The sequence below is a fragment of the Saccharopolyspora sp. MMCC62 genome (assembly GCF_057736575.1).
Map to the genome: position 1 here is coordinate 714,666 of NZ_JBYKCM010000001.1, position 24,047 is coordinate 738,712.

A 24,047-nucleotide genomic window follows, 5' to 3' on the forward strand; every position below is an offset into this window, starting at 1 on the left:
CGACCCGATCGGTCAGCCCGCCGGTGCCGCCGTCGTCGAGCGCACGACCAGGCGCGGCGGCACCACCAGGGAACGCGGCTCGGTGCGGCCGCCGTCGAGGCGCTCGACGGCGGCCGCCACCGCGTTCCGAGCCTGCGCGGCGGCCTCCTGGCTGACGCTGGTCAGGTCCAGGTGCGACAACCGGGCGAGCGCGCTGTCGTCGTAGCCGACGACCGAGACGCGGCCCGGCACGTCGATCCCGTTGCGCACCAGCACGTCCAGCGCGCCGATCGCACACCGGTCGTTGGCCGCGACGATCGCGGTGGGCAGCTCCCCGCCCGCGAGCAGGGCGCGCGCCGCGTCCGCCCCGGCTTCCTCGGTGTAGGCGCCGGACACGATGCGCTCGGCGATCCCGTTCCGGCGCACCGCCTTGCGGTAGCCGCGGCGCCGGTCGGCGGCGATGGTGCCGCTCCCGCCGTCGACGTGCACGATGTCGCGGTGCCCGAGGTCGACCAGGTGCTGCACGGCCTGCACCACCCCGTCGTCGTCGGCGGCGCGCACCACGTCCACCGCCGCGGACCGGCTGCGGCGGCCGACGACGACCACCGGCAGCTGCTCGCCGAACTCCGTGAGCAGCGCCGACGGCGCCTCCGGACCGAGCAGCAGCAGCGCCTCGCAGCGGAAGCCGAGCAGGTTCTCCACCGCCCGGCGCTCGTCGTGGGTACGGGTCAGCGCGCCGAGCACCACGTCGTAGCCCGCTTCGTCGGCGGCCGCGTGGATCTCCTCGACCAGTTCGGCGTGGAACGCGCTGCGCACGCTGAGCACGACGCCGAGCATCCGGGTGCGGTGCAGCGCCAGCAGGCTCGCGCTGCGGTTGGAGCGGTAGCCGAGTTCTTCGGCGGCGCGCACCACCTTCTCCCGGGTGGCCTCGCTGGGGCCGGGGGCGTCGCGCAGCACCAGGGACACCAGGGCCTTCGACACCCCGACGTGCGCGGCGATGTCGCTCATCGTCGGCCGCCGGGCCGGGTCCCGGTTCGCGGGATCGCGCTGCACCACGCTCGTCTCCGATGATCGCGCCGAGTGCGCCGCGGACCGCGCGGCGCCACCTGCGTACTTCCCGGACGAATCTTGACACGCCGTCGCGGGGAACCTCATAGTAGCCGTCGTTAAACCGGTCTAATAAACCGGTTCAACCCGCTGGGGCGGCGCACCGGGATCCGTCCGATCCCGTTCCGCCGCAACGGAATCCACCGCACACGGCAGGAGAACGATGAACGACATCGGAGTCGCCGTCATCGGCGCGGGCATGGCGGGGCGCGCGCACGCCGCCGGCTACCGCAGCGCCGCCACCATCGCCGGGACCGGAGCCGGCCGCGGGTCCGGCTGGTCACCATCGCCGACCTCAACCCCGAGTTCGCCCGCGGTACCGCGAACCGGTTCGGCTACGCCCGCGCCGACGAGTCCTGGCAGGCCGTCGCCGAGGCCGACGACGTGCACGCGGTCAGCGTCGTGGTCGCCAACCCGCTGCACCGCGAGATCGTCGAAGCCCTCACCGCCGCGGGCAAGCACGTGCTGTGCGAGAAACCGCTGGCCCCGACCGTCGCCGACGCGGAGGCGATGGCCGACGCCGCCGACCGCGCCGGCGTCCTCGGGCGCACCGGTTTCACCTTCCGCCGCTCCCCCGCCATCGCCGCCGTCCGCGAGCTCGTCGAATCCGGGCGGCTCGGAGAGGTGCTGCACTTCAGCGGCCGCTACTGGACCGACTACGGCTGCGACCCGGACGCGCCGATCAGCTGGCGCTACCGCGGCGGGCCCGGTTCGGGAGCACTGGCCGACGTCGGCAGCCACCTGACCGACGTCGCCGAGTTCCTCTGCGGCCCGGCGGAGTCCGTCGCGGGCGGCGTGCTGCGCACCTGGACCGCGGACCGGCCGGTGCCGCTGGGCGCGGTCGTCGGGCACGCCAAGGCAGCCGTCGGCGCCGACCGCGAACCGGTCGGCAACGAGGACTACGCGGCGTTCACCGCCGAGCACGCCTCCGGCGCGTCCAGTTCGCTGGCGGTGTCCCGGGTGGCGCGCGGGCACCCGAACTCGCTGCGGTTCGAGGTGTTCGGCACGAAGGGCGCCGCCACCTTCGACCTGCGCAGGCCCGCCGAGTTCGGGCTGATGGACAGCGCCTCCGGCGAGGGGTACCGGCAGGTGCTGCTCGGGCCGGAGCATCCCTACATCGCGGGCGGGCTGCCGATGGACTTCCCCAGCGTCGGGCTCGGCGTCAACGACGCGTTCGTCTTCCAGGCCAGGGCGTTCCTCGACGAGATCGCCGGCGTGGACGACGGGCTGCCCGCCTGCCCGGACTTCGCGCACGGGGCGCACAACCTGCGCGTGCTGCGCGCCGCCACCACCTCGGCCGCGGACGGCGGCGCGGCCGTCCGCATCGACTGACCGAACTTCGACCGAACTTCGACGGAGAGGACCTGCCATGCGACTCGGCGTGTACACGGCGATCCTGCACGACCTGGACCTGCGCGGAGCACTGCGCGCCATCGCCTCGCTCGGCCTCAGCGGGGCCGAGATCAACGCGGGTGGTTTCCTGCCCGCGCCGCACCTGCCGATCGACGACGTGCTCGGCAGCGACACCGCCCGCGACGACTACCTCGGCACGTTCGCCGCCGAAGGGGTCGAGCTCACCGGGCTGAACGTGAACGGCAATCCGCTGCACCCGGACCCGAAGGTCCGGGAGGCCCACGCCCGGGACCTGCGCCGCGCCATCGAGGTCGGCGGCAAACTCGGCGTCCGGCGGCTGGTGTCGATGTCCGGCCTGCCCGCCGCGCACCGGGGCGGCCGGGAACCGTCCTGGTCGATCGTGCCGTGGGACAGCGCCTACCTGGATTCGCTGGAGTACCAGTGGGAGGAGGTCGCGGTGCCGTTCTGGCGGGAGATCGGCGCGCTGGCCGCCGAGCACGACGTGCACGTGTGCATCGAGATGCACCCGCACAACCTGGTGTTCAACCCGGCCACCCTCGAACGGCTGGTGGAGCGCACCGGCGCCACGCACCTCGCCGCCGAGCTCGACCCCAGCCACCTGTTCTGGCAGGGCATCGACCCGGTCGCCGCGGTCGAGCACCTCGGGCCGCTGGTGCGCCACGCCGCGGCGAAGGACACCCGGATCAACGAGGCCAACCGGCGGGTGCACGGGGTGCTGGACGACCGGTTCCACCGGGTGCCCGCCGACGCGGCGACCTCGCTGGGCGGGCGCTACACCCTGAACCGCTGGCCGCAGGACCCGAGCTGGGAGTTCGTCGCGGTCGGGCGCGGGCACGACGAGGACTTCTGGACCCGGTTCCTGCGCGCGCTGCGGCAGGTCGACCCGGCGATGGCGGTGAACATCGAGCACGAGGACCTGGAGCTGGGCCAGCTGGAAGGGCTCCAGGTCGCCGCCGAGCACCTCACCGCCGCGGCCGCCCGCGCGTGATCGGGAACGGCCCCGCCCGGGAACGCGAGCCGGGTGGGGTCGTTCAGCGGGGTTGCGGGATGTTCTCCCAGGCGTCCTCGCGCAGCAGCGTGCCGAGCCGCCGCACCGCCCGGTACTGCAGGGCGCGCACCGCGCCCCCGTCGCGGCCCATCCGGCTCGCGGTCTGCTCCACGGTCAGCCCCAGCGCGAACCGCAGCACCAGGCACTGGTGCTGGTCGTCGCTGAGGTCACCGGCGCGGGACCACAACCGGGCGGCCATCATCCGGTCCAGCACCAGGTCTTCCAGCGCGTCGGCGCTGCGCCGATCCGGGTCGAAGTCGGCGGTGACGACCTCGCGGCGGTTGCGCGCCGACTTGACGTGGTCCAGCAGCAGGTGCCGGGCGATGGTGACGAACCAGGCGCCCGGGTCGTCGCTGCCGCGCCGGACGGTGCGGATGCTGTGCAGCGCCCGCGCGAACGTCTCGTGCACGAGGTCTTCGACGGTGCTGAAGTCGTGGATGCGCGCACAGAGGAAGTGGCTCACCAGCGGCCGGTACCGCTCGTAGAGCCTGCCGAACGCGACCCGATCGCCGTGCTGGGCCCGTTCCACCAGTTCCCACGCCGCCTCCCCGGTCAGCGGTTCCGGGGCGCGCACCGCGGCGGTCATGCCGCCCTCCCGGTGCGTTCCGGGGTCGCGCCGGGTGGTCGCCGGTTGCCTGCGGTGTCGTTCACTGGGCGCCTCCACGATCGACGGTGATCCGGGGAAGGGTCGGCGCACCGGGCGTGCTGGCTTCTCCACGTGCTGTTCGAGAACCCGGCGCGATGCGAATTACGATTAACATAGGTGGCGCCGCAGAAGACCGTCAAGGCCGCGACCGCCTGCCCTGCCACGAAGAGCGCCGAAGTGTAAAGTCGGCGCGCGACGGTGCGGCGAGCAACGGAGGTATCACTCATGGCATCTCCGAGCACCCGCGGAACCGGCACCCGCGGAACCGGGACCGGCACCTCGCGGCGGCGCACCGGCGACCGGCGGGCGCAGATCTCCGCCATCGCCGCGGAACTGTTCAGCGAACGCGGCTACCACGGCGTCGGACTCGGCGAGATCGCCTCCGCCGCCGGGATCACCGGGCCCGCGATCTACCGCCACTTCCCCAACAAGCAGGGCATCCTGGCGCACGCGGCCCGCGAGTTCGCCGCGGCCCTCACCGAATGCGCTCGGCAGGCCGACGCCGAACCGGGCAGCGACCGGGACAAGCTGGACGCGGTGGTGGGCGCGGTCGCCGAACTGGTCGTGCACCGCCGCCGCAGCATCCGGCTCTACCAGTGGGAAGCGCGCCACCTCGACGACGAGGACCGCAGGCACGTGGCCCGCTGCCTGGGCGAGCTGGTCTCGGTGCTGGCGCACCGCCTCGCCGCCGTGCGCCCCGAGCTGAACCCGGGCACCGCGCGGCTGCTGGCCTCCGCCGCGCTCAGCGGAATCGCCGGCTGGTCCACGCACCGGATCGCACTCGGCGACAAGGTGGCCGAATCGCTGCTGCGCTCGATCGCGGCGGTGCTGCTGGCCGCCGAACCACCGACCGACTCCCCCGCTTCGGCCGCACCGGCCGGGAACGGGGTTCCCGAACTCGCCGCGCGCCGGGAGAAGCTGCTGGCGGCCGCCGTCCCGCTGTTCCGCAGGCGCGGCTTCCACGCCGTGAGCATGGAGGACATCGGCGCCGCGGCCGGCATCAACGCCTCCAGCGTGTACCGCCACTTCAGCGGCAAGGCCGACCTGCTGGCCGCCGTGTACTACCGGGCCGCCGACCGGCTCACCTCGGCCTGCGGGCAGGCGGTGGCCGACGCCCCGGACGCCGAGGCCGCGCGCCACGGGCTGGTGGCCGCCTACGTGGACTTCGCGTTCCGCAACCGGGACCTGCTCGCCGTCTACCTCTCGGAGTACAAGAACCTGCCCACCGGCGACCGGCACGAGCTGCGGCGGGCGCAGCGCGACCACGTGCGGCAGTGGACGGTGGTGGCGGAGCGGGTGCGCCCGGACGCCCGGCACGTGCAGGTGACCGCGCAGGCCGCGCTGAACGTGATCAACGATCTGGCGATGGCGAGCCGGCCGGTCGCCACCCCGGAGCAGGCCGCGCACCTCGCGCTGGACGTGCTGCACCGCGTCTGATCACCCGCCCTCCGGCCGAATCGCACCGCACCCGCCCGGGTGAATCGCGGGTCGCACCTGCACCGCTCCATTTGCGCTGTTTTCGCCGTAGTCGCAGGTGGTTCCGCCGATCCTTGCCACTAAGTTAATCGGGATTTACAGTTCACCTCGGGTGCGGCCCGTCTCGGCCGACCACTCCCCGAGGGATCACGTCCGGCCATCCCGGAAGGAAACGACCATGCCCCGAGTCCTCAGCGACGAGCGACGCGACTTCGTCCAGGCGATCTCCGAGTTCTGCCGCCGCGAATGCGGCAGCAAGCAGCAGCGCGACGAGCTCACCGACGGCGGGACGCACCTGCACAACCAGGAGCTCTACGCCAAGATGGCCGACCTGGGCTGGCTGGGCGTCTACATCCCCGAGGAGTACGGCGGCGCGGGTCTCGGCATGACCGACCTGTGCCTGTTCCTGGAGGAGACCGCCTACGGCCGCGCCCCCATCGGCGGCTTCGCCACCACCATCATCTCCGCCGCCGCCTACGCGAAGTTCGGCACGCCGGAGCAGCAGCGCACCGTCCTCGACGGCGTCGTGCGCGGCCGGGTCGAAGCGATCTCCATGTCCGAACCCGGCGCCGGCTCCGACGTCGGCGCGCTCACCTGCAAGGCCGAACGCCGCGACGGCGGCTGGGTGATCAACGGCCAGAAGACGTGGTGCTCCAACGCGCACCTCGCCGACCACGTGCTGCTCATCGCACGCACCGGGACCGGCGGCAGCAAGCACGAGGGCCTCACCCAGTTCATGGTGCCCACCGGCACCCCCGGCCTGCAGGTCCAGGGCATCGACACCATGGGCGGGCGCGAGGTCAACGACCTGTACTTCACCGACTGCTTCGTGCCCGACGACGCCGTGGTCGGCACCGTGGACCAGGGCTGGAAGCAACTGATGGCCGGGCTCAACCTGGAGCGGATGATCCTCGCCGCGCTGATGCTCGGCACCGCGCGCCGCGCCTTCGACGACACCGTCGCCTACGTCAAGGAACGCGAGCAGTTCGGCCGCCCCATCGGCACCTTCCAGGCGCTGCGGCACCGGATCGCCGACATGGCAACGGAATTGACGTGCGCCCGGCTGCTCGTCGACGACGTGGCGCGGCAGATCGACGAGGAACCGGACCGCACCTTCCCGCGCGAGGCGTCGATGGCGAAGCTCAAGTGCACCGAACTCGCCAAGCACGTGTCCCTGGAAGGGATGCAGATGCTCGGCGGCTACGGCTACGCCACCGAGTACGGGATGGAGGCGCTGCTGCGCTCCACCGTCGTGTCCACCGTGTACGGCGGCACCAGCGAGATCCAGCGCGACATCATCGGCAAGACCTACGGGCTGTGAGGACGACATGACCGACACGCCCGTGGCACCGCGGCTGCGCTCCACCGATCCCGCCGACGGCAGCCTGGTCGCCGAGTTCGACGTCGACGGACCCGAGCAGGTCGCCGCCGCCGTCGCCCGCGCCCGCGATGCCGCCACCTGGTGGGCCGGACTCGGCTTCGCCGACCGGGAACGCCGCCTGCTGCGCTGGGCCGCGCACCTGACCCGGCACGCCGAGGAGATCACCGCGCTCGTGCGCGCCGAGAACGGCAAACCGCGCGACGACGCCTTCCTCGAACTCACCCTCACCCTGGAGCACATCCGCTGGGCCGCGCGCCACGCCCGATCCGTGCTGCGGCCGCGCTCGGTCTCGCCCGGCCCGCTGATGGCCAACCACGCGGCGCGGATCGAGCAGCGGCCGCTGGGCGTGGTCGGCGTGATCGGGCCGTGGAACTACCCGCTGTTCACCCCGAACGGCTCCATCGCCTACGCGCTCGCCGCGGGCAACACCGTGGTGTTCAAGCCCAGCGAGCGCACGCCCGCCGTCGGCCGGTACTACGCGGAGGCGTTCGCGGCGGCGAACCCGGACGCGCCCGCGGGCGTGCTCACCGCGGTGCAGGGCGGCGGCGAGACCGGGGCGGTGCTGTGCAGGGCCGGGGTGGACAAGCTTGCGTTCACCGGCTCCACCGCCACCGGCAAGAAGATCATGGCGACCTGCGCGGAGACCCTCACCCCGGTGCTCGTCGAGTGCGGCGGCAAGGACGCGCTGATCGTCGCCGCCGACGCCGACCTGGCCGCGGCCGCGGACGCCGCCACGTGGGGCGCGATGTCCAACAGCGGGCAGACCTGCGTCGGCGTGGAGCGGATCTACGTGGTGCGCGAGGTCCGGGAGGCGTTCCTCGCCGAGCTGGAGCGGAGGCTGCGCCAGGTGCGGGCCGGGGTGGACTACGGGCCGATGACGGTCTCCTCCCAGGTGGAGATCGTGCGCGGGCACGTCTAGGACGCGCTCGCGCACGGCGGCACGGCCCGGGTCGGCGGCGCGGACTCGGTGAGCCCGCCGTACGTGGACCCGGTGCTGCTGCTGGATACCGACGAGGATTCCGCCGCGGTGCGCGAGGAGACCTTCGGCCCGACGGTCACGGTCCGCACCGTGGACTCGGTCGACGAGGCGGTCCGGCTGGCCAACGCCACCGAGTTCGGGCTGGCGTCGACCGTGTTCTCGCGCAGGCGCGGGATGGAGATCGCGCGGCGGCTCCGCGCCGGGGCCACCTCGGTGAACGCGGTGCTGGGCTTCGCGGCGGTGGCGGCGCTGCCGTTCGGCGGGGTCGGCGCCTCCGGCTTCGGCCGCATCCACGGCGCGGAGGGGCTGCGGGAGTTCAGCCGCCCGCACTCGTTGACGCGGCAGCGGTTCGCGATCCCCGGCATGGCGCTGATGAGCTTCGAGCGCACGGCCCGCACGATGCGCCTAGTGGAGCGGGTCGTCCGGCTGCGGCACGGCCGAGCCCGCTGATCGGTGGTGCACGGCCCTCCCCGCGCGGACGGTCCGTGCACCGGGGACGTCAGGCGACGACGTAGTCGTGCTGGAGGGGTTCGCCGGCGAGGAAGCGCCGCACCGAGTCCCGCACCCCGGCCGCGTAGCGCTGCTGGGCTTCGAGGCTGGTGCCGGAGACGTGCGGGGTCAGCGCGTGCCCCGGCATGCTCCGCCACGGGTGGTCGGCCGGCGCGGGCTGCGGGTACCAGACGTCACCCGCGTAGCCGCCGAGGTGCCCGTCCTCCAGCACCCGCACCAGCGCATCGGTGTCCACGAGCTGACCGCGGGCGATGTTCACCAGCCACGCACCGGGCCGCATCGAGCGCAGCCGTTCCTCGCCGAACATCCCCTTGGTCTCGGACGTCAGCGGGCAGGACAGCACGATCGCGTCCGACTGCGCCACCAGGTCGTCCAGGTGCTTGAACCGGGCGCCGAACACCGCTTCTTCGGTGGTGCTGCGGCGGTGCCGGGTGTTGTACAGCATCCGCACGTCGAATCCCTTGAGCCGCAACGCGATCCGCTGCCCGATCTGACCCATGCCGACGATGCCGACGGTCTTGTCCTCGACGTCGTGCGACCGGGCGGCGATGTCGGCGATGTCCCAGCGGCCGTCCACCACCTGCCGGTAGGCCGGGAGGTAGTTGCGCACCAGCGCGAGCAGCTGCATCACCGCGTGCTCGGCGACGCTGACCACGTTGCTCCCGGTGATCTCGGCGACGGTGATGCCGAGCTCGGCCGCGGTGTCCGAGTCGATGTGGTCCGAACCGACGCCCGCGGTCAGCACCAGCTTCAGCCGCCGCGCCCCGCGGAGGTCGTCGCCGGAGAGGTAGGTGGGCCAGAACGGCGTCGTGATGAACACGTCGGCGTCGGGCAGGTGCTCGCGCAGGGCCTCGTCCCGGTCGCTGAGCACGACGTACTCGTGGCCTTCGGATTCGAGCTGCTTGCGCAGGCCCAGCGCGCCTTCGGCGCTGCCGAGCAGTTCCAGCCCGGAGTGGTCGACGTGCTGCTCGGTGGGACCGGGGTACAGGACGGCAACGAACTTCACGGCCGCCTCCTTACTGCCTGTCTCGCTGCGGGATCGATGTCCGATGTATGTCCGGCACACGGCGACATCGCCGTCCTCGCGAGGAAGCCGCTGCGAGAGCGTTGTGGATCTGGGTTGGCAGACAAGATCACCCCCGCCAGGATCTCGTTGTGTGTATGCAAGCGAGGGACCTGGCGGGGATGATCGTCGGTCATGGGTATCCGTCGAGTCTGAGTGATCAGGAGTGGGCGGTGCTGGAGCCGTTGATGCCCGTGCCGGACCGCAGGAAGGGCGGTGTGGCACGGAAATACGGTGACCGGCTGGTGTTGGACGGGATCTTGTTCGTGCTGCGGTCGGGATGCGCGTGGCGGATGCTTCCGCGTGACCTGCCGCCCTGGCACACCGTCTACCGCTGGTACCGGCGATGGGCCGCCGACGGCACCTTCACCCGCCTGCACGACACCCTCCGAGACCGGCTCCGCACCCACACCGGCCGTGACCCCGCCCCGACTGCGGCGATCCCGGACGCCCGGTCGATCGTCACCGGTGAAGGAGGCAGCGATCTGGGCTACGACGCCGGGAAACGCACCCGCGGACGGAAACGACACCTCAAGACCGGGGCGAGCGCGGCGGCCGAGAGATCCTGCGCCGCCTGAGCAGTCGTTACCGATCGATCACCCGTGTCTGGGCCGACGGCGGCTAGGCAGCCCGAAAGGCGGCGGCATGGAAACCTGGACCCGCACCGAACTCGGAGTCACCCTCGACATCGTCACCCGGCCCGCCACCGCACGAGGCTTCACCGTCCTCCCCCGCCGCTGGGTCGTGGAACACACCTTCGGCTGGCTCACCCGCCACCGACGCCTCGCCCGAGACGACGAACCCCTCCCCACACACCTAAACCACAGATCCACAACACCCTCTGAGAACCAACGAACGCCGGACTCGGGTTCGGGGAAGGGTCATGAGACGGGACCGAGTCCGGCCGCGGGGAGGAGCTGGGCGGAGTAGGGGCTGAGTTCGATGGGCCCGTCCTCACCGACGACGACTGTGCCGCCGAGGTGGGCGAGGTGGCGGTTGTAGGCGTAGTTCGGCTCGAAGGCGAAGCTCATTCCCGGCACGAGGGTCATCTCGGCGAGGAACGCGGGGTAGTCGGAGACCTTCGGGTACCCCTCGGTGCCGGGGATGGTGCTGAAGACTCCTCGGCCCTTGCCCACCGAGAGACCGGGGTTGAGCGAGTGGACGGCGATGAGGAACGGCCAGCCGTCGGCGGCGTCGATGGGCTCGTGCATGGCCTCGACGACGTCGCCGAAGGTACCGCCGGGGCGCAGGGCCCTCAGCCCCGCGTCGTAGGCGGCGCGGGCGACCCGGCCGGCGCGGTGGAAGTCCGCGTGCACCTCGCCGACGGTGATGGTGACCTGGTTCTGTGCGTGACGCCCGCCGAAGTTGGAGAACACCTCGGCGTAGATGACGTCGCCCTCGGCCAAGACGCGCGGGGCCCCGGGCCGCTGTCCCCACGACGGGATCCCGGCGGCGATCACGTCCGGCCCGGACCACAGGTGCATCGCCGGCGGCAACGAGCCGTTCCGGTAGCCCTCGGCCATGCCCGCCGCGTACACGTCGCTCTCCGGGACGCCGGGAGCCGCAGTCGCGACCATGGCCCGCACCATGGCCTCGCCGATCGCGGCGGAGTGCCGGAGCACGGCGATCTCCTCCTCGCCCAGCGGCATGATGAGCTGCCCGAAGGCGAGGTCGACCGGACGGAACTCCGCTTCGGGGAACCGGTCGAGGACCCTGCTCCACTGACCGTGCGGAATGATCCCCTCCGGATTCCACGGCAGGTGCGCTCCCAGGCCGACCACTCCGATGGCAGCCTTGTCCAAGCCCAGTCCGGACAGCGTCTCGATGATGGTGGCGGAGTGGCGGGTACCGCGCAGGTTGTGCGGCGGGATCCACATCTTCTCGCCACGTCGGGAGGCTTCGAGGTGGTCCATGACGAACATGGGGCCCGGCAGCAGCGCGATCGGCTCACCGGTCCGCGGGAAGACGACGAGCGATCCCGGCCGGCTGTTGGTGAACCAGGTGTCGTAGGCGACCGGCGCCGGGCCGGCGTCCTCGTGCTCGCCGTAGACCAGCAACGCGTCCAGCCCCTCGTCGGCCAGGAAGGACCTCGCGAGGGTGTAACGCCGGTCGCGCTCGGTGAAGGAAAAGGTCGGTACCTCGGTGGTGGTCATGCGTCTCGTGTCTCCGTGCTGGGTGTGTTCGGCTGGGTGGGGTGTGCTGCGTGTGCAGGCGTCTGACCGCGGAGGAGACCGATCAGGAACCGCATTCCTGCCCGGACGTCGGTCCAGCCGGACCGGGATCGGAGCCGGCCGCTCGCGTCGGCGTCGATCAGGCCGTGGGTGGCCGCGAAAATGATGATCCCGAGGTTGTGGCTCGAGGACGGTGGCAGGGCGCCGGCCTGCTGGCAGCCGGCGACGATGTCGGAGAACACCCGCAGCGCCGTCTCGGCGGCGTCGCCCAGGTCTCCGCCCTGCGCGGCGACGTCGGGCGTACCGAAGAGCAGCCGGTAGCGCGCCGGATGATCCTGGCTGAACCGGATGACGACATCGAGCGCGTCGAGCAGGCTTTCCACCGGAACCGGGGACGATTCCCTGATCGTCGTCCAAGACTCGGTGATCGCGGTGAAGTCGGCCGCAGCGACAGCGGCGAGCAGGTCATCGCGGCTCGTGAAGTGTTTGTAGGGCGCGTTATGCGAAACTCCGGTCGCGGCGGCGACTGCGCGTAGCGTCACGGTGGACTGCCCGCCCTCGTCGAGAAGTTCCGCGGCGGCCGCCACCAGCCGTTGCGCGGTGTTCATCGGACTCGGGCGGGCTCGTCGTCCGCCGCGCGCGCGACGAGCCGTGCCGAGTCCTCCCACAGTTTCTTCGCGCGCCGCCTGTCGTAGGTTAGATGGGCCGACCGGACGGAGGACAGGGTCCCGTCGTTGGCCTGGAAGTACTCACCGGAGCGGTCCCCGTACTCCGGGGAGCTCGCGAGCTCGGCCAAAGACGCCCCGGAGAACCCGACGTCGGAGACGACACCGCCGATGCGCTTGGTCAACCACGAGAACAACGAGGTGGCCGCGAACCACTGAACGGCCTTCGGCATGTCACGCAAGAATCCCGTGGTCGGCACCGAACCCGGGTCGAAGGCGATCGACACCACCGTGCTTCCGGCGCCGCGGAGCCGGCGGTCCAGCTCGTAGGCGTACATCACTGTGCACAGCTTCGAAGTGGCGTAGCGCTTACCGGCGCTGAGCGCCTTGCGGCCGTCCTTACCGTCGTTGGCCAGCGCGACGGCGTCCGGCTCGACCGCGGCACCGACCATCCTGCCGTCCCTCGAGTCCCGATCGTGGGTGCCGCTGGCGGTGAACACGACCCGGGCCGCCTCCCCCAGGTACGGCAACAGCAGATCAACGAGCAGGAAGTTCCCGAGGTAGTTCGTGGCGAACGTCGTCTCGTAGCCCTCGGGGCTGTAGGTGACCTCGCCGTCGAAACGGCCCCCGGCGTTGCAGACGAGCCCGTCGAGCGAGTCGATCTCGCCGGCTTCACAGAGCTTGGCCACCTCGGTGGCGGCGCCGCGGACCGAGATCAGCGACGACGTGTCGAGCAGCAGCAGGGTCACCGACACCGCGTACTCCGCCGTGAGCGCGTCCTTGACCGGCTGCATGCGCTGCGCGCTGCGCCCGGCCAGGACGAGATCGGTGCCCCTGGCTGCGAGCTCACGGGCCGCCGTCAGGCCGATGCCCGAGTGCCCGCCCGTGATGAGAATCGTGGGCATAATCAAAAACCTCCAAGTTGACAACGTCAACCTACAGAGGCAGGTGGACACTGTCAACCAGTGCGGCCTGGGGTGAGCCCGCCGCCGTGCTGAGGCAGTTACTGGGCCTGTCCATCGCCGGCGCGGTCCGACGGTCTCTTCCTCGCCGGGGCCAACGGCAACGTCTACGCGGCCGGCATCACCCGGCGGGCCCGCAGTTGACTTAAGAGTTGGCGGTCGACGACGTGGCTTACCCGACCATGCCGCGGCTGAGTGGGATGGCGTCGACCAGCGGGATCAGCTGGGTGACGTCGTTGCGGTGGCCACCGGTCGCGGTGACGGCGAGCCGGACGATCAAGCGACAGATGTACGGCCGCGCGGGCTTCCCCCTCCTGCGCCGCCGCATCCTGCTCGGCTAAGAGCGTGTCTCAGTTGGCTTGTTGGAGTCGTTTGAAGCAGACGAGGGCGACTGCCAGGGCGAGGAAGGCTTTGAAGGTGTCGACGCGACGTTCGTAGCGCAGGGTCAGGCGGCGGTAGCCGGTGAACCAGGCCATTGAGCGTTCGATGACCCACCGGCGGCGGCGCCGGTGTCTCAGGTGGTCGGCTGCTCAGCGGCTCCGCCGCTCACAGGAAACCGACACGACCCGCCGGGCAGGTTCAGAGACAGGCGGTGAGCGGGGTGGGCGTCTTCGTGCCCTCCCGGCTACCCGCTCCGCGCGGATCGACACCGGGTCGTTCGCGGATTGATTTCAGTCGACACTGAACACATTTGGTCGGCAGAGAACGTCGGCCGAGAAGAACGCCCCGCCGCTCGGACGGGGCGTTCACCCGGTGATCAGCCGGCCAGCGCGCCGATGAACGAGGCCGCGGGCCGCAGCCGCGGCAGCAGCGTCGCCTGGTAGGCGTGGTACAGGTCGGGCTTGCCCTCCCAGACCGTGGCCGCAGGCCGGTTGTGCTCGTCCAGCTCGTGGCGCCAGGAACCGAGCTCGCGGTCCACGAAGAACCGCTCGGCGTGCTCGGCCCAGACGGCGAACCAGCGGGCGTACTCCTCATCCCCCGTCGCCTGGTGCAACGCCCACGCGGTCGCCAGCGCCTCGGCGATCACCCAGTGCAGGCGGTTGCGCACCACCGGCGTGCCGTCGAAGTCCGTGGTGTAGACAAAGCCCTCCGCGCCGTCCACGTACCAGCCGTCGCGGACCGCGGTGGCGAACAGCTCCCGCGCGTCGTCGAGCAGCCAGCCGGGCGCCTCCTCCCCCAGCGCGTGCCGCACGTGCAGCGCCAGGCGGGACCACTCCAGCAGGTGGCCGATGGTCACGCCGTACGGGCGGAACTGGTCGGCGGGCTTGTCCCGGTTGTAGTCCAGCCGCACGTTCCAGCTCGGGTCGAAGTGCTCCGGCAACCGCCAGCCGTTGTCGCGGGCGAAGCGGTGCACCACGTTCTCGACGATGCGGGCGGCGCGGTCGGACCAGCGGCGAGCACCGGTCACGTCGGCGGCGGCCAGCAACGCCTCCACGGTGTGCATGTTCGCGTTGACACCGCGGTAGGGCTCCAGCTCGGCCCAGGAGCGGTTCCAGGAGTCGGCGACCAGGCCGTGCTCCTCCTCCCAGAAGTGCGCGTCCTGCACCGCGAGCGCGTCGTCGAGCAGCTCCCGGCCGCCGTCGGCGCCGATCGCGGCGGCGCTGGCGGCGGCGAGCACCACGAACGCGTGCTCGTAGGCGCCCTTGTGGTCGGCGACCGGACCGGCGGCGGTGGCCGAGGCGAACCAGCCGCCGTGCTCGTCGTCGTGCAGCAGGCCGCGCAGCGCCGCCACGCCGTGCTCGACCCGCGGCCGCAGGTCGTCCCGGCCCTGCGCGACGGCGAGGGCGAGCACGTGCGTGGTGCGGCAGGTGATCCAGGTTTCCACCGGCCGCTCCGGCACCGGTGCGCCCGCGGAGTCCAGCCAGGCGAAGCCGCCGTCCGGGTGTGCGGCGGCCGCGGCGAAGGCGAGCACCCGCTCCGGCTCGACGCGCACCCACTCCGGCACGAACGCCTGCGATTGTTCGGTCACGACGCCTACCTTCCGACGTTTCGGGCGCGGGGCCCGTTCGATCCGACCGGTCCCGGGTTCCGCCGGACGGTCGGTGGTCCGAACCACCAGCTTCGCACAGCGAATCGCCGCCGCACCACGGCGCCTCCGGTGGCGCAACCGCCTCGTCCACAGTGGATTCTCGGCTCGTGGCCGGGTGATGACGGGCGGTCAGCGGCGCCCGGCACCGGGGCCGAGCACCGCGGGCGCGGGCGGCACCGCGCTAGGAGTCGCCGGGCCGGACGGCACCGGGACCGGAGTCGCCGAGCCGGGGTCCACCGGGACCGGAGTCGCCGAGCCGGGCCTCGCCGGACGTGGAGTGGCCGGACGTGGAGTCGCCGGGCAGGGCGTCGCCGGACCCGGAGCCATCAGACCCGGAGTCGCCGGACCGGGCGGCACCGGGCCTGGAGTCGCCGGACCCACCTTCGCCGGACCGGGCGTCGTGGAACCGGGGTGTCCGCCCGTCGAACGCAGCGCGCACCGCCTCGACCTGGTCCGGGCTGCCCAGCAGGTCGGCGAGTGCGGCCTGCTCGGCGGCGAAGCCCTGCTCCCAGTCGACCCGCCCAGCGGCCTCCAGCAACCGCTTGGCCTGCCGCACGGCCTGCGGGCTCTTCGCGGCGATCTCGGCGGCCAGCTCGTGCGCGGCGGCGACCGGGTCCGCCTCGACCCTGGTCGCGAGACCGAGCCGCACGGACTCGGCGGCGGCCACGACCCGGCCGGTGAAGGTGAGCTCCTTGGCCACGTCGCGGCCGACGAGCTCCGGCAGCACCTGGGTGCCGGTCATGTCCGGCACCAGTCCCCACTTGATCTCCAGCACGGACAGCCGGGCGTCCGGCGCGAGCAGCCGCAGGTCCGCGCCGAGCGCGAGCTGCAGCCCGCCGCCGTAGGCGACGCCGTGCACCGCGGCGATCACCGGCACCGGCAGCCGCCGCCACACGTGCACGGCCTGCTGGCCGAGCGCCGCGGCCGGCCCGATCGGCGGGCGCGGCTCGTGGCCAGGCAGCGCGCCGCCGGTCATGGCGCGGAAGGAGTCGAAGTCCAGCCCGGCGCAGAACGCGCGCCCCTCGCCGCGGAGCACGACCACCCGGACGTCCCGCCGGTCGTGCAGCTCCAGGCCGGTGTCGACGAGCTCGCCGAACATGTCCGGGTCGAGCGCGTTGAGCTTGTCCGGCCGGTTCAGCCGCACGTCGGCCACCCCGTCCGCGGTGCTGACGGCGACGCGGCGCTCGGTCACGATCCCTCGCCCCTCCCCCGGCTGCGCTGCGCGGGCACGAGCCACCGTAGGCCGCCCGAGCCGAGCGGTCAACACTGACCGCCCAGGTCAGTTCGGTCCACTGTGGATGATCGGTACCGGGTGCTTGTCGGCACGCCGCCGCGGTCGTATCGTCGAGCACCGTTCGCTCCACCGGCGGGGCCGCGGCGCCGCGCCGGCCGACCTGCGGCCACCGGCCGCACCCCCCGAGGAGAGCGATGGACCCCACCCTCCCCGACGAGCTGCGGCAGCGGCTCGCCCGGCTCGACACGTTCATCGACACCGAGATCCGGCCACTGCAGGAGCAGGACGACAACGCGCGGTTCTTCGACCACCGCAGGGAATTCGCCCGCACCGACCTCGACGCGGGCGGCACCCCGCACCCCGACTGGGAGGCGCTGCTCGCCGAGATGGCCCGCCGCGCCGACGCCGCCGGGTGGCTCCGCTACGGGCTGCCCGAATCCGCGGGCGGCAGCGGCGGCACCGAACTGGACCTGGCCGTGATCCGCGAACACCTCGCCGCCCGCGGGCTCGGGCTGCACAACGACCTGCAGAACGAGTCCTCCGTGGTGGGCAACTTCCCGCTGGTGCACCTGTTCCTGGCCTTCGGCACCGCCGCGCAGCGCCAGGAGTTCGTCGAGGACGTCATCACCGGCCGCAAGCGGGTCGCGTTCGGTCTCACCGAACCCGGGCACGGCAGCGACGCGACCTGGCTGGACACCCGCGCGGTGCCGGACGGCGCCGACTGGCGCATCACCGGTGGCAAGCGGTTCAACTCCGGACTGCACTCCGCCACCCACGACCTGGTGTTCGCCCGCACCTCCGGGGACGGTGGCGACGCGCGCGGCATCACCGCGTTCCTGGTGCCGGTCGACGCGCCCGGGTTCCACGTCGACTTCCACTGGTGGACGCTGAACATGCCCACCGACCACGCCGAGGTGACGCTGCGGGACGTGCGGGTGCCCGGTTCCGCGGTGCTCGGCGAGGTCGGTGGCGGGCTCGACCTCGCGCAGCACTTCGTGCACGAGAACCGCATCCGGCAGGCCGCCTCCGGGGTGGGCGCCGCGCAGCACTGCATCGACCGCAGCGTCCAGCGGGCCCGCGAACGCGTCACCTTCGGGCAGCCGCTGGCCCGGCGGCAGGCCGTGCAGTGGCCGCTGGTGGAACTGCACACCGAGGCGGAACTGGTCCGCACCCTGGTGCGCCGCACCGCGTGGGAACTGGACCGGGTGCCGCACCACGAGATCAGCGACCGGGTCGCCATGTGCAACTACCGCGCGAACCGGCTCGTCTGCGACGCCGCCGACCAGGCCATGCAGGTGCACGGCGGGCTCGGCTACACGCGGCACGAGCCGTTCGAGCACATCTACCGGCACCACCGGCGCTACCGGATCACCGAGGGTTCCGACGAGATCCAGCTGCGCAAGATCGCCGGATACCTGTTCGGATTCGCCGGGCCGCGGCGGGACCGCTGATGGACGGGACGGCCGAGCAGCTGCGCCTGCGGCTCACCGCGCGGCTCACCGAGGTGTGCGGCGAGCCCGTCGCCGTGTCCGCGCCCGAACGGCTCAGCGGCGGGGCGAGCCGGGAGACCTGGGCGTTCCGCGCCACCTCCGGCACCCGCGAGCGGGAGCTGGTGCTGCGCCGCGACCCGCCCGGCTACGCCCGCCCCGAATCGATGGGCCTGGAGGCCGCCGCGATCACCGCCGCCGCGGACGCCGGGGTGCCGGTGCCGCCGCTGCTGGACCACGGCACCGATCCGGCGGTGCTCGGCGCCCCCTACCTGATCAGCGATCTCATCCCCGGCGAGACGATCCCCCGGAAGCTGTTGCGCGACCCCGAGTTCGAGCGGGCACGACCGGGGCTGGCCGCCGAACTGGGCCGGGTGCTGGCGCGCCTGCACCGCATCCCGCCCGACCGGGTGCCCGGGCTGGAGCGGCCCGACCCGCTGGCTCTGCCCGTGCAGGAGGAACCGCTGCCCGCCCTGGAACTGGCGCTGCGCCGGCTGCGCGCGAACCGGCCGGCGCCCGCGGGAGACGTGGTGGTGCACGGCGACTTCCGCAACGGCAACCTCGTCATCGGTCCCGACGGGCTGCGCGCCGTGCTGGACTGGGAACTGGTGCACCGCGGCGATCCGCTGGAGGACCTCGGCTGGCTGTGCGTGAAGGCCTGGCGGTTCGGTTCGGCGGCGCCCGTCGGCGGCTTCGGCTCGCGCGAGGACCTGCTCGCCGGGTACGCGGCCGAAGCGGGCTGGACCCCCGACCCGGCGGCGGTGCGCTGGTGGGAGGTGCTCGGGACCGCGAAGTGGGCCGTGTTCTGCCGGGACATGGCGCGGCGGCACCTCGACGGCGCCGAGCGCTCGGTGGAACTGGCCGCGATCGGACGCCGGGTCTGCGAGCAGGAGCACGACCTGCTGGTGGAACTGGGCCTGCCCGCCGAGCGGAGCGGAGCGCCCGAACCCGAACCGGAGCCCGGCGGGCACGGCCGCCCCACCGCCGCCGAACTCGTGCGGGCCGTCGGCGAGTTCCTGCGCGACGAGGTGCGGCCCGAGCTCACCGGCCGCACCCGCTTCCACGCGCAGGTCGCCGCGAACGTGCTCGACGTCGTCGAACGCGAACTCCGGCACGGCCCGGCGCAGCGGCGGACCGGGCGGGACCGGCTCGCCGCGCTCGGCCTCCGCGACGAAGCGGAGCTGGCCGCCGCGATCCGGGCCGGGGCCGAGGAACCCGCGGTGCTCGCCGCGGTCCGCGCCGCCGTCACCGACCGGCTGCTCGTCGCCAACCCCCGCTACCTGGCCGGGCCGTGACGAACGCGGCCCGCCGGGCTTCCCGGGAGGAACCGGCCGACCAGGAACGACCACCGATCGAAGGAGTCCCGCCCCATGCCCGAACTGCGCACCATCGCCGAAGGCCTGCGCTTCCCCGAAGGCCCCATCGCCCTCGCCGACGGCTCCATGCTGGTCGTGGAGATCCGCCGCGGCACGCTGTCCCGGGTCGCCCCCGACGGCACGATCTCCGTCGTCGCCGACTGCGGTGGTGGCCCCAACGGGGCGGCCATCGGGCCGGACGGCGCGGTGTACGTGTGCAACAACGGCGGGTTCCGCTGGCACGACCGCGACGGGCTGAGCGTGCCCGGCGGCCAGCCCGACGACTACTCCGGCGGGCGCCTGCAACGCGTCACCCTCGACGGCGAGGTCACCGACGTGTGCACCGAAGTGGACGGGCGGCCGCTGCGCGGGCCGAACGACCTCGTGTTCGACGCGGACGGCGGCTGCTACTTCACCGACTTCGGCAAGACCCGGGCCCGGGAGATGGACCTCGGCGGGCTGTACTACGCGCTGCCGGACGGCTCCCGGGTGGAGGAACTGGTGTTCCCGCTGCACCAGCCCAACGGCGTCGGGCTGTCCCCCGGCGGAGATCGGGTGCACGTCGCGGAGACCGCGTCGGGCCGGGTGTGGAGCTGGGAGGTGCTCGGGCCGGGGAAGGTGCGCCGCGGGGCCGAGCTGCTGCACGGGTTCTCCGGGGCCCGGATGCTGGATTCGCTGGCGGTGGACGCGGCGGGCAACGTGTGCGTGGCGACGCTGAACAGCGGCGAGATCAGCGTGCTCAGCCCGGCCGGGGAGCTGATCGACCAGGTGCCGGTCCCGGTACCCGATCCGCTGGTCACCAACATCTGCTTCGGCGGGCCCGAGCTGCGCACCGCCTACATCACCTCCTCGGGGCGCGGGGTGCTGTACGCCACGGAATGGCCCCGCCCGGGCCTCCCCCTGAACTTCACTCGTTGACCCGACTTCTGCTGCTGAGCGACGCGGGTGGCGGAGCCTCGGCCGGCTCCTCGCTGCGGGATCGGGTGGCTCCGCCACATGTGAAAACGCCGTCGTCGGACCAGCTGAGAACCCGCGGCGGCGCCGGTGGATCAGATGGTCGGCGGCTCATCGGATTCGCCGCTGACGGGCGACAGACGAAACCGGCCGCGCAGAGGTGGTCAGGCGCGCGGGCGGCGTGACCGGTTCGATCACGGCGGCCTTCGCTCAACGGTCGTGGCCGCGGAACGGTACCGGTCGTAGCGTGGAAACCGACGAACAGCGAGGTGTGCTGCCATGTCCGAACGCCCGATCCGCATCGGCGGGTTCTCCGGTTACCTCGGGGACCGGTTCACCGCCCTCGACGAAGTGCTGGCCGGGGACCCGGTCGACGTGCTGATCGGCGACTACCTCGCGGAGATCACCCTCGCCGCGCTGTCGGTGCGCTACCGGCGCGACCCGGCGCGCGGCTACGTGGAGCACTTCCTGGACCAGCTGCGCCCGCACCTGGCCGTGCTCGCCGAGCGCGGCACGAAGGTCGTCACCAACGCGGGCGGTTTCCACCCCGCGGGCCTGGCGGCGGCGCTGCGCGAGCTGATCGCGGCCGAGGGCGTCGACCTGCGGGTCGCGCACGTGGCCGGGGACGACGTGCTGGACCGGCTGCCGGAGCTCCAGCGGACCGGGAACCGGCTGGAGCACCTGGACACCGGGCAGGAGCTGGCCGGGTGGGCGGCGGTGCCGATGGCCGCGAACGCCTACCTGGGCGGCTGGGGCATCGCCGAGGCGCTCGCCGCCGGAGCCGACGTGGTCGTGTGCGGCCGGGTCACCGACGCCTCGCTGACCGCGGGCCCCGCCGCCTGGTGGCACGGGTGGGACCGCGCGGACTGGGACGAGCTGGCCGGGGCGGTGCTCGCCGGGCACGTCATCGAATGCGGCGCGCACGCCACCGGCGGCAACTTCTCCGGCTTCACCCGCATCCCCGGCATGGCGGTGCCCGGATTCCCCATCGCCGAGGTCGCCGCCGACGGGTCCAGCACCATCACCAAGCACGCCCGCGACGGCGGTGCGGTCACCACCGACACCGTCACCGCGCAGCTCGTCTACGAGATCCAGGGCCCGGTCTACCTGAACCCGGACGTCACCGCGCACCTCGACGCGGTCGCCTTGGCCGAGGACGGCCCCGACCGGGTGCGGATCACCGGCACCACCGGCACTCCCCCGCCCCCGACGACGAAGGTCGCCGTGTTCGGCGCGATCGGGCACCAGGTGGTGAACACCGTGTTCGTGACCGGACTGGACGTGGCCGCGAAGGTCGAGCTGCTGCGCACCCAGGTCGGACGGGACCTGCCCGCCGGGATCACCGAGCTCGACGTCACCCCGCTCGGCACGCCCGCCGCCGATCCGGCGACGCAGTGGGCCGCCACGGTCCCGGTGCGGGTGATGGCGACCGCGGCCGAGCGGGCACCGCTGGAGCGGTTCGACGCGGCGGCGCGGCTCGGATCGCTGTACCTGCAGGGCGTGCCCGGTTTCTTCCACGACGGCGCCGCCGGGCTCACCTCGACGCCGCGACCGCGCATCGACTACTGGCCCGCGCTGCTGCCGATGTCCGAGGTGCCGCACCGGGTCCTGTTCGCCGACGGGTCCGAAGTGGACGTGACGCCGCCCGCCCGCACCGAACCCGCGAGCGCCCAGCCCGTCCACCCGGAACCGGCCGCCCCGGTGCTCGGCGAGACCCGGTCGGCACCGCTGGGGATGCTGGCGCACGCGCGCAGCGGCGACAAGGGCGGCAACAGCAACGTCGGCGTCTGGGTCGCCGAGGACCGCGCGTGGCCGTGGTTGCGGGACACCCTGTCCACCGCGGCGCTGCGCGCACTGCTGCCCGAGTGCGCCGGGCTGGACGTGGTGCGCCACGAGTTCCCGGAGCTGCGGGCCGTGCACTTCGTGCTGCGCGGGCTGCTCGGCACCGGCGGATCGTCGAACCTGCGCGTCGACCAGGTAGGCAAGGCCGTGGGCGAATACCTGCGGGCCAAGCACGTGCTCATCCCGGTGGAACTGCTGCCGGACGGAGGAGGAACCCATGTCGCTGACTGACCGCGTCACCCGGGCGGTGACCGAACCGTCCACTTCGGACGAATTCGATCCGGCGGGCGAGCTGGCGGAAGTGCTCGGCGGCGTCGGCATGAGCGCCGCGGACACCGGCGGCTCCATCACCTTCCACGGGGCCGACCCGGTGGTGCCCAGCACCTTGCGGCTCGGCGGTGGTTCGGCGATCGCGCTGGCCGCGAAGTCGGCGGCCGTCGCGAAGCTGTGGCGGCTGCGCGGCGGCTCAGGGCAGGACATCGAGGTGGACCTGCGGTCCGCGCCGCACCGGCTGTGCCCGTTCTACGACCGCAAGTGGGAGCTGCTCAACGGCTATCCGGCGGCCTCGGCGGCGAACCCGTCGAACGCGCTCGGCTTCGCCTTCTACCGCACCGCCGACGGCCGCTGGGTGATGCCGCTGAACCCCTACCCGAAGATCAAGATCGCGGCGGAGAAGCTGCTCGGCGTGCCGGACGACGCCGACGCCGTCGCGAAGGCCGTCTCGGGCTGGAACGGCCTCGACCTGGAGAACGCGGCCGTCGAGGCGGGCACCGTGCTGCCGATGCTGCGCAGCACCGAGGAACTGCTCGCCGAACCGCACTACCGCGAGGTCCTCGCCGACCTGCCGCTGATCGAGATCACCAAGATCGGCGAGAGCGAACCGGAACCGCTCACCGGCGGCGACTCCCCGCTGGACGGCATCCGCGCGCTCGGCATGGGCCACGTGATCGCGGGAGCGGGCGTGGGGCGCGCCCTCGCGCTGCACGGCGCCGACGTGCTGAACCTGTGGCGGCCGAACGAGCTGGAGCACGACACCACCTACGTCACCGCGAACGTCGGCATGCGCTCGTCGACCATCGATCCGTACCGGGCCGAGGGCGCGCAGCGCATCCGCGACCTGCTGACCGGCGCGGACGTGTTCTTCGCCAACCGCAGGCCCGGCTTCCTCGACTCCATCGGCCTGTCCGCCGAGCAGGCGGCCGAGGCGCGGCCCGGCATCATCCACGCCACCACCACCCTCAACGGCGAACGCGGGCCGTGGGCGGGGCGCGTCGGCTTCGACCAGACCGCGGGCAGCCTCACCGGCATGATGAACCTGGAGGGCGACGGGGAGACGCCCGCGCTGCCGCCGATCCTGGTCGTCAACGACTACATCGTGTCCTGGCTGCTGACCACCGGAATCACCGAGGCGCTGGCCCGCCGCGCCGTCGACGGCGGCAGCTACCGGGTGCACGTGTCGCTGACCCGCGCCGCGCTGTGGATCTTGAGCATGGGCGTGTTCGACAAGGAGTACGCCGCGGCCACCGCGGGCAGCGACGCCCGGCACGCCTACCTCGACCCGGAGACGTTCACCGCCGACACCCCGCTCGGCCACTACCAGGGCGTCACCGACCAGGTGCGCATGTCGGCCACCCCCGGCCACTACCGCACCGTCCTCGTCCCCCGCGGCTCGTCCCGCCCGGAGTGGCTGGAGCGCTGACTCGCGGGTCGTTGAACTCGGGTTGCTCGGCACTCGGGTGGCGGAACCTCAGCGGGATTCTCGCTGCGGGATCGTTTTCACCGGTG

Annotated in this window: 20 protein-coding genes and 2 pseudogenes; 13 read left to right on the forward strand and 9 right to left on the reverse strand. The window is 72.7% G+C overall.

Annotated features, from left to right (window positions below):
* Positions 1–12: 12 nt before the first annotated feature.
* Positions 13–1,035: a LacI family DNA-binding transcriptional regulator gene (locus tag AC29IT_RS03215; RefSeq protein WP_488217747.1), complete on the reverse strand. Its 1,023-nt coding sequence runs from the start codon at positions 1,033–1,035 to the stop codon at positions 13–15.
* Between the two features lie 336 nt (positions 1,036–1,371).
* Here AC29IT_RS03215 and AC29IT_RS03220 point away from each other — a divergent pair, with 336 nt between their 5' ends.
* On the forward strand, positions 1,372–2,418 hold the full coding sequence (locus AC29IT_RS03220) for a Gfo/Idh/MocA family protein (protein WP_488217915.1): 1,047 nt from the start codon (positions 1,372–1,374) through the stop codon (positions 2,416–2,418).
* Positions 2,419–2,455: 37 nt separating this feature from the next.
* Complete coding sequence (locus AC29IT_RS03225) at positions 2,456–3,448, forward strand: sugar phosphate isomerase/epimerase family protein (RefSeq protein WP_488217748.1); 993 nt, start codon at positions 2,456–2,458, stop codon at positions 3,446–3,448.
* 43 nt (positions 3,449–3,491) lie between these two features.
* Here AC29IT_RS03225 and AC29IT_RS03230 read toward each other — a convergent pair whose 3' ends face one another.
* Positions 3,492–4,094, reverse strand: coding sequence for a sigma-70 family RNA polymerase sigma factor (locus tag AC29IT_RS03230; protein ID WP_488217749.1), 603 nt, complete (start codon positions 4,092–4,094; stop codon positions 3,492–3,494).
* 285 nt (positions 4,095–4,379) lie between these two features.
* Between AC29IT_RS03230 and AC29IT_RS03235 the strand changes: the two genes are divergently transcribed.
* The 3 genes and pseudogenes from AC29IT_RS03235 to AC29IT_RS03245 all read left to right on the forward strand — a co-directional run bounded on the left by AC29IT_RS03235 (position 4,380) and on the right by AC29IT_RS03245 (position 8,440).
* On the forward strand, positions 4,380–5,591 hold the full coding sequence (locus AC29IT_RS03235; protein ID WP_488217750.1) for a TetR/AcrR family transcriptional regulator: 1,212 nt from the start codon (positions 4,380–4,382) through the stop codon (positions 5,589–5,591).
* 217 nt (positions 5,592–5,808) lie between these two features.
* A complete protein-coding gene (locus tag AC29IT_RS03240; protein WP_488217751.1) occupies positions 5,809–6,951 on the forward strand; it encodes an acyl-CoA dehydrogenase family protein in 1,143 nt (380 codons plus the stop codon).
* Positions 6,952–6,958: 7 nt separating this feature from the next.
* Positions 6,959–8,440: pseudogene (locus AC29IT_RS03245) on the forward strand (aldehyde dehydrogenase family protein).
* Between the two features lie 49 nt (positions 8,441–8,489).
* On the opposite strand, the gene AC29IT_RS03250 reads toward AC29IT_RS03245, so the two are convergent.
* Positions 8,490–9,506 carry an NAD-dependent formate dehydrogenase gene (locus tag AC29IT_RS03250; RefSeq protein WP_488217752.1) on the reverse strand — a complete coding sequence of 339 codons (1,017 nt, stop codon included), beginning with the start codon at positions 9,504–9,506 and terminating at the stop codon, positions 8,490–8,492.
* A 179-nt stretch (positions 9,507–9,685) separates the two neighbouring features.
* Here AC29IT_RS03250 and AC29IT_RS03255 point away from each other — a divergent pair, with 179 nt between their 5' ends.
* Together AC29IT_RS03255 and AC29IT_RS03260 are read left to right on the forward strand one after the other, a co-directional pair.
* Positions 9,686–10,141, forward strand: coding sequence for an IS5 family transposase (locus AC29IT_RS03255; protein ID WP_488217916.1), 456 nt, complete (start codon positions 9,686–9,688; stop codon positions 10,139–10,141).
* A 67-nt stretch (positions 10,142–10,208) separates the two neighbouring features.
* Complete coding sequence (locus AC29IT_RS03260) at positions 10,209–10,493, forward strand: transposase (protein WP_488217753.1); 285 nt, start codon at positions 10,209–10,211, stop codon at positions 10,491–10,493.
* Here the strand turns inward: AC29IT_RS03260 and AC29IT_RS03265 are convergent.
* From AC29IT_RS03265 to AC29IT_RS03275, 3 genes are read right to left on the reverse strand one after another with little or no spacing between them, the layout of a single operon-like run.
* Positions 10,445–11,716, reverse strand: coding sequence for a M24 family metallopeptidase (locus AC29IT_RS03265; protein WP_358438083.1), 1,272 nt, complete (start codon positions 11,714–11,716; stop codon positions 10,445–10,447). The genes AC29IT_RS03260 and AC29IT_RS03265 overlap by 49 nt on opposite strands.
* Positions 11,713–12,342, reverse strand: coding sequence for a TetR/AcrR family transcriptional regulator (locus AC29IT_RS03270; protein WP_358438086.1), 630 nt, complete (start codon positions 12,340–12,342; stop codon positions 11,713–11,715). The genes AC29IT_RS03265 and AC29IT_RS03270 overlap by 4 nt, the downstream gene beginning before the upstream one ends.
* Positions 12,339–13,304: an SDR family NAD(P)-dependent oxidoreductase gene (locus AC29IT_RS03275; protein WP_488217917.1), complete on the reverse strand. Its 966-nt coding sequence runs from the start codon at positions 13,302–13,304 to the stop codon at positions 12,339–12,341. Before AC29IT_RS03275 ends, AC29IT_RS03270 begins: the two co-directional genes overlap by 4 nt.
* A 257-nt stretch (positions 13,305–13,561) precedes the next feature.
* Between AC29IT_RS03275 and AC29IT_RS03280 the strand changes: the two genes are divergently transcribed.
* A complete protein-coding gene (locus AC29IT_RS03280) occupies positions 13,562–13,702 on the forward strand; it encodes a hypothetical protein (protein ID WP_488217754.1) in 141 nt (46 codons plus the stop codon).
* A gap of 9 nt (positions 13,703–13,711) precedes the next feature.
* Here AC29IT_RS03280 and AC29IT_RS03285 read toward each other — a convergent pair.
* The 3 genes and pseudogenes from AC29IT_RS03285 to AC29IT_RS03295 form a co-directional block, all read right to left on the reverse strand.
* Positions 13,712–13,864: pseudogene (locus AC29IT_RS03285) on the reverse strand (transposase); the annotation flags it as partial.
* Positions 13,865–14,118: 254 nt separating this feature from the next.
* Positions 14,119–15,330, reverse strand: coding sequence for an AGE family epimerase/isomerase (locus AC29IT_RS03290; protein WP_488217755.1), 1,212 nt, complete (start codon positions 15,328–15,330; stop codon positions 14,119–14,121).
* A gap of 241 nt (positions 15,331–15,571) precedes the next feature.
* On the reverse strand, positions 15,572–16,582 hold the full coding sequence (locus AC29IT_RS03295; RefSeq protein ID WP_488217756.1) for a crotonase/enoyl-CoA hydratase family protein: 1,011 nt from the start codon (positions 16,580–16,582) through the stop codon (positions 15,572–15,574).
* Positions 16,583–16,818: 236 nt separating this feature from the next.
* Here AC29IT_RS03295 and AC29IT_RS03300 point away from each other — a divergent pair, with 236 nt between their 5' ends.
* The 5 genes from AC29IT_RS03300 (at position 16,819) to AC29IT_RS03320 (ending at position 23,961) form a co-directional block, all read left to right on the forward strand.
* Positions 16,819–18,075, forward strand: coding sequence for an acyl-CoA dehydrogenase family protein (locus AC29IT_RS03300; protein WP_358444489.1), 1,257 nt, complete (start codon positions 16,819–16,821; stop codon positions 18,073–18,075).
* On the forward strand, positions 18,075–19,406 hold the full coding sequence (locus AC29IT_RS03305; RefSeq protein ID WP_358444491.1) for a phosphotransferase family protein: 1,332 nt from the start codon (positions 18,075–18,077) through the stop codon (positions 19,404–19,406). Before AC29IT_RS03300 ends, AC29IT_RS03305 begins: the two co-directional genes overlap by 1 nt.
* Positions 19,407–19,481: 75 nt before the next feature.
* Positions 19,482–20,384 (forward strand): SMP-30/gluconolactonase/LRE family protein, encoded by a 903-nt coding sequence (locus AC29IT_RS03310; protein ID WP_358444494.1) that lies wholly within the window; start codon positions 19,482–19,484, stop codon positions 20,382–20,384.
* Between the two features lie 315 nt (positions 20,385–20,699).
* Complete coding sequence (locus tag AC29IT_RS03315; RefSeq protein ID WP_358444497.1) at positions 20,700–22,493, forward strand: acyclic terpene utilization AtuA family protein; 1,794 nt, start codon at positions 20,700–20,702, stop codon at positions 22,491–22,493.
* Positions 22,480–23,961 carry a CoA transferase gene (locus AC29IT_RS03320; protein WP_358444500.1) on the forward strand — a complete coding sequence of 494 codons (1,482 nt, stop codon included), beginning with the start codon at positions 22,480–22,482 and terminating at the stop codon, positions 23,959–23,961. Before AC29IT_RS03315 ends, AC29IT_RS03320 begins: the two co-directional genes overlap by 14 nt.
* The last annotated feature ends 86 nt before the right edge of the window (positions 23,962–24,047 follow it).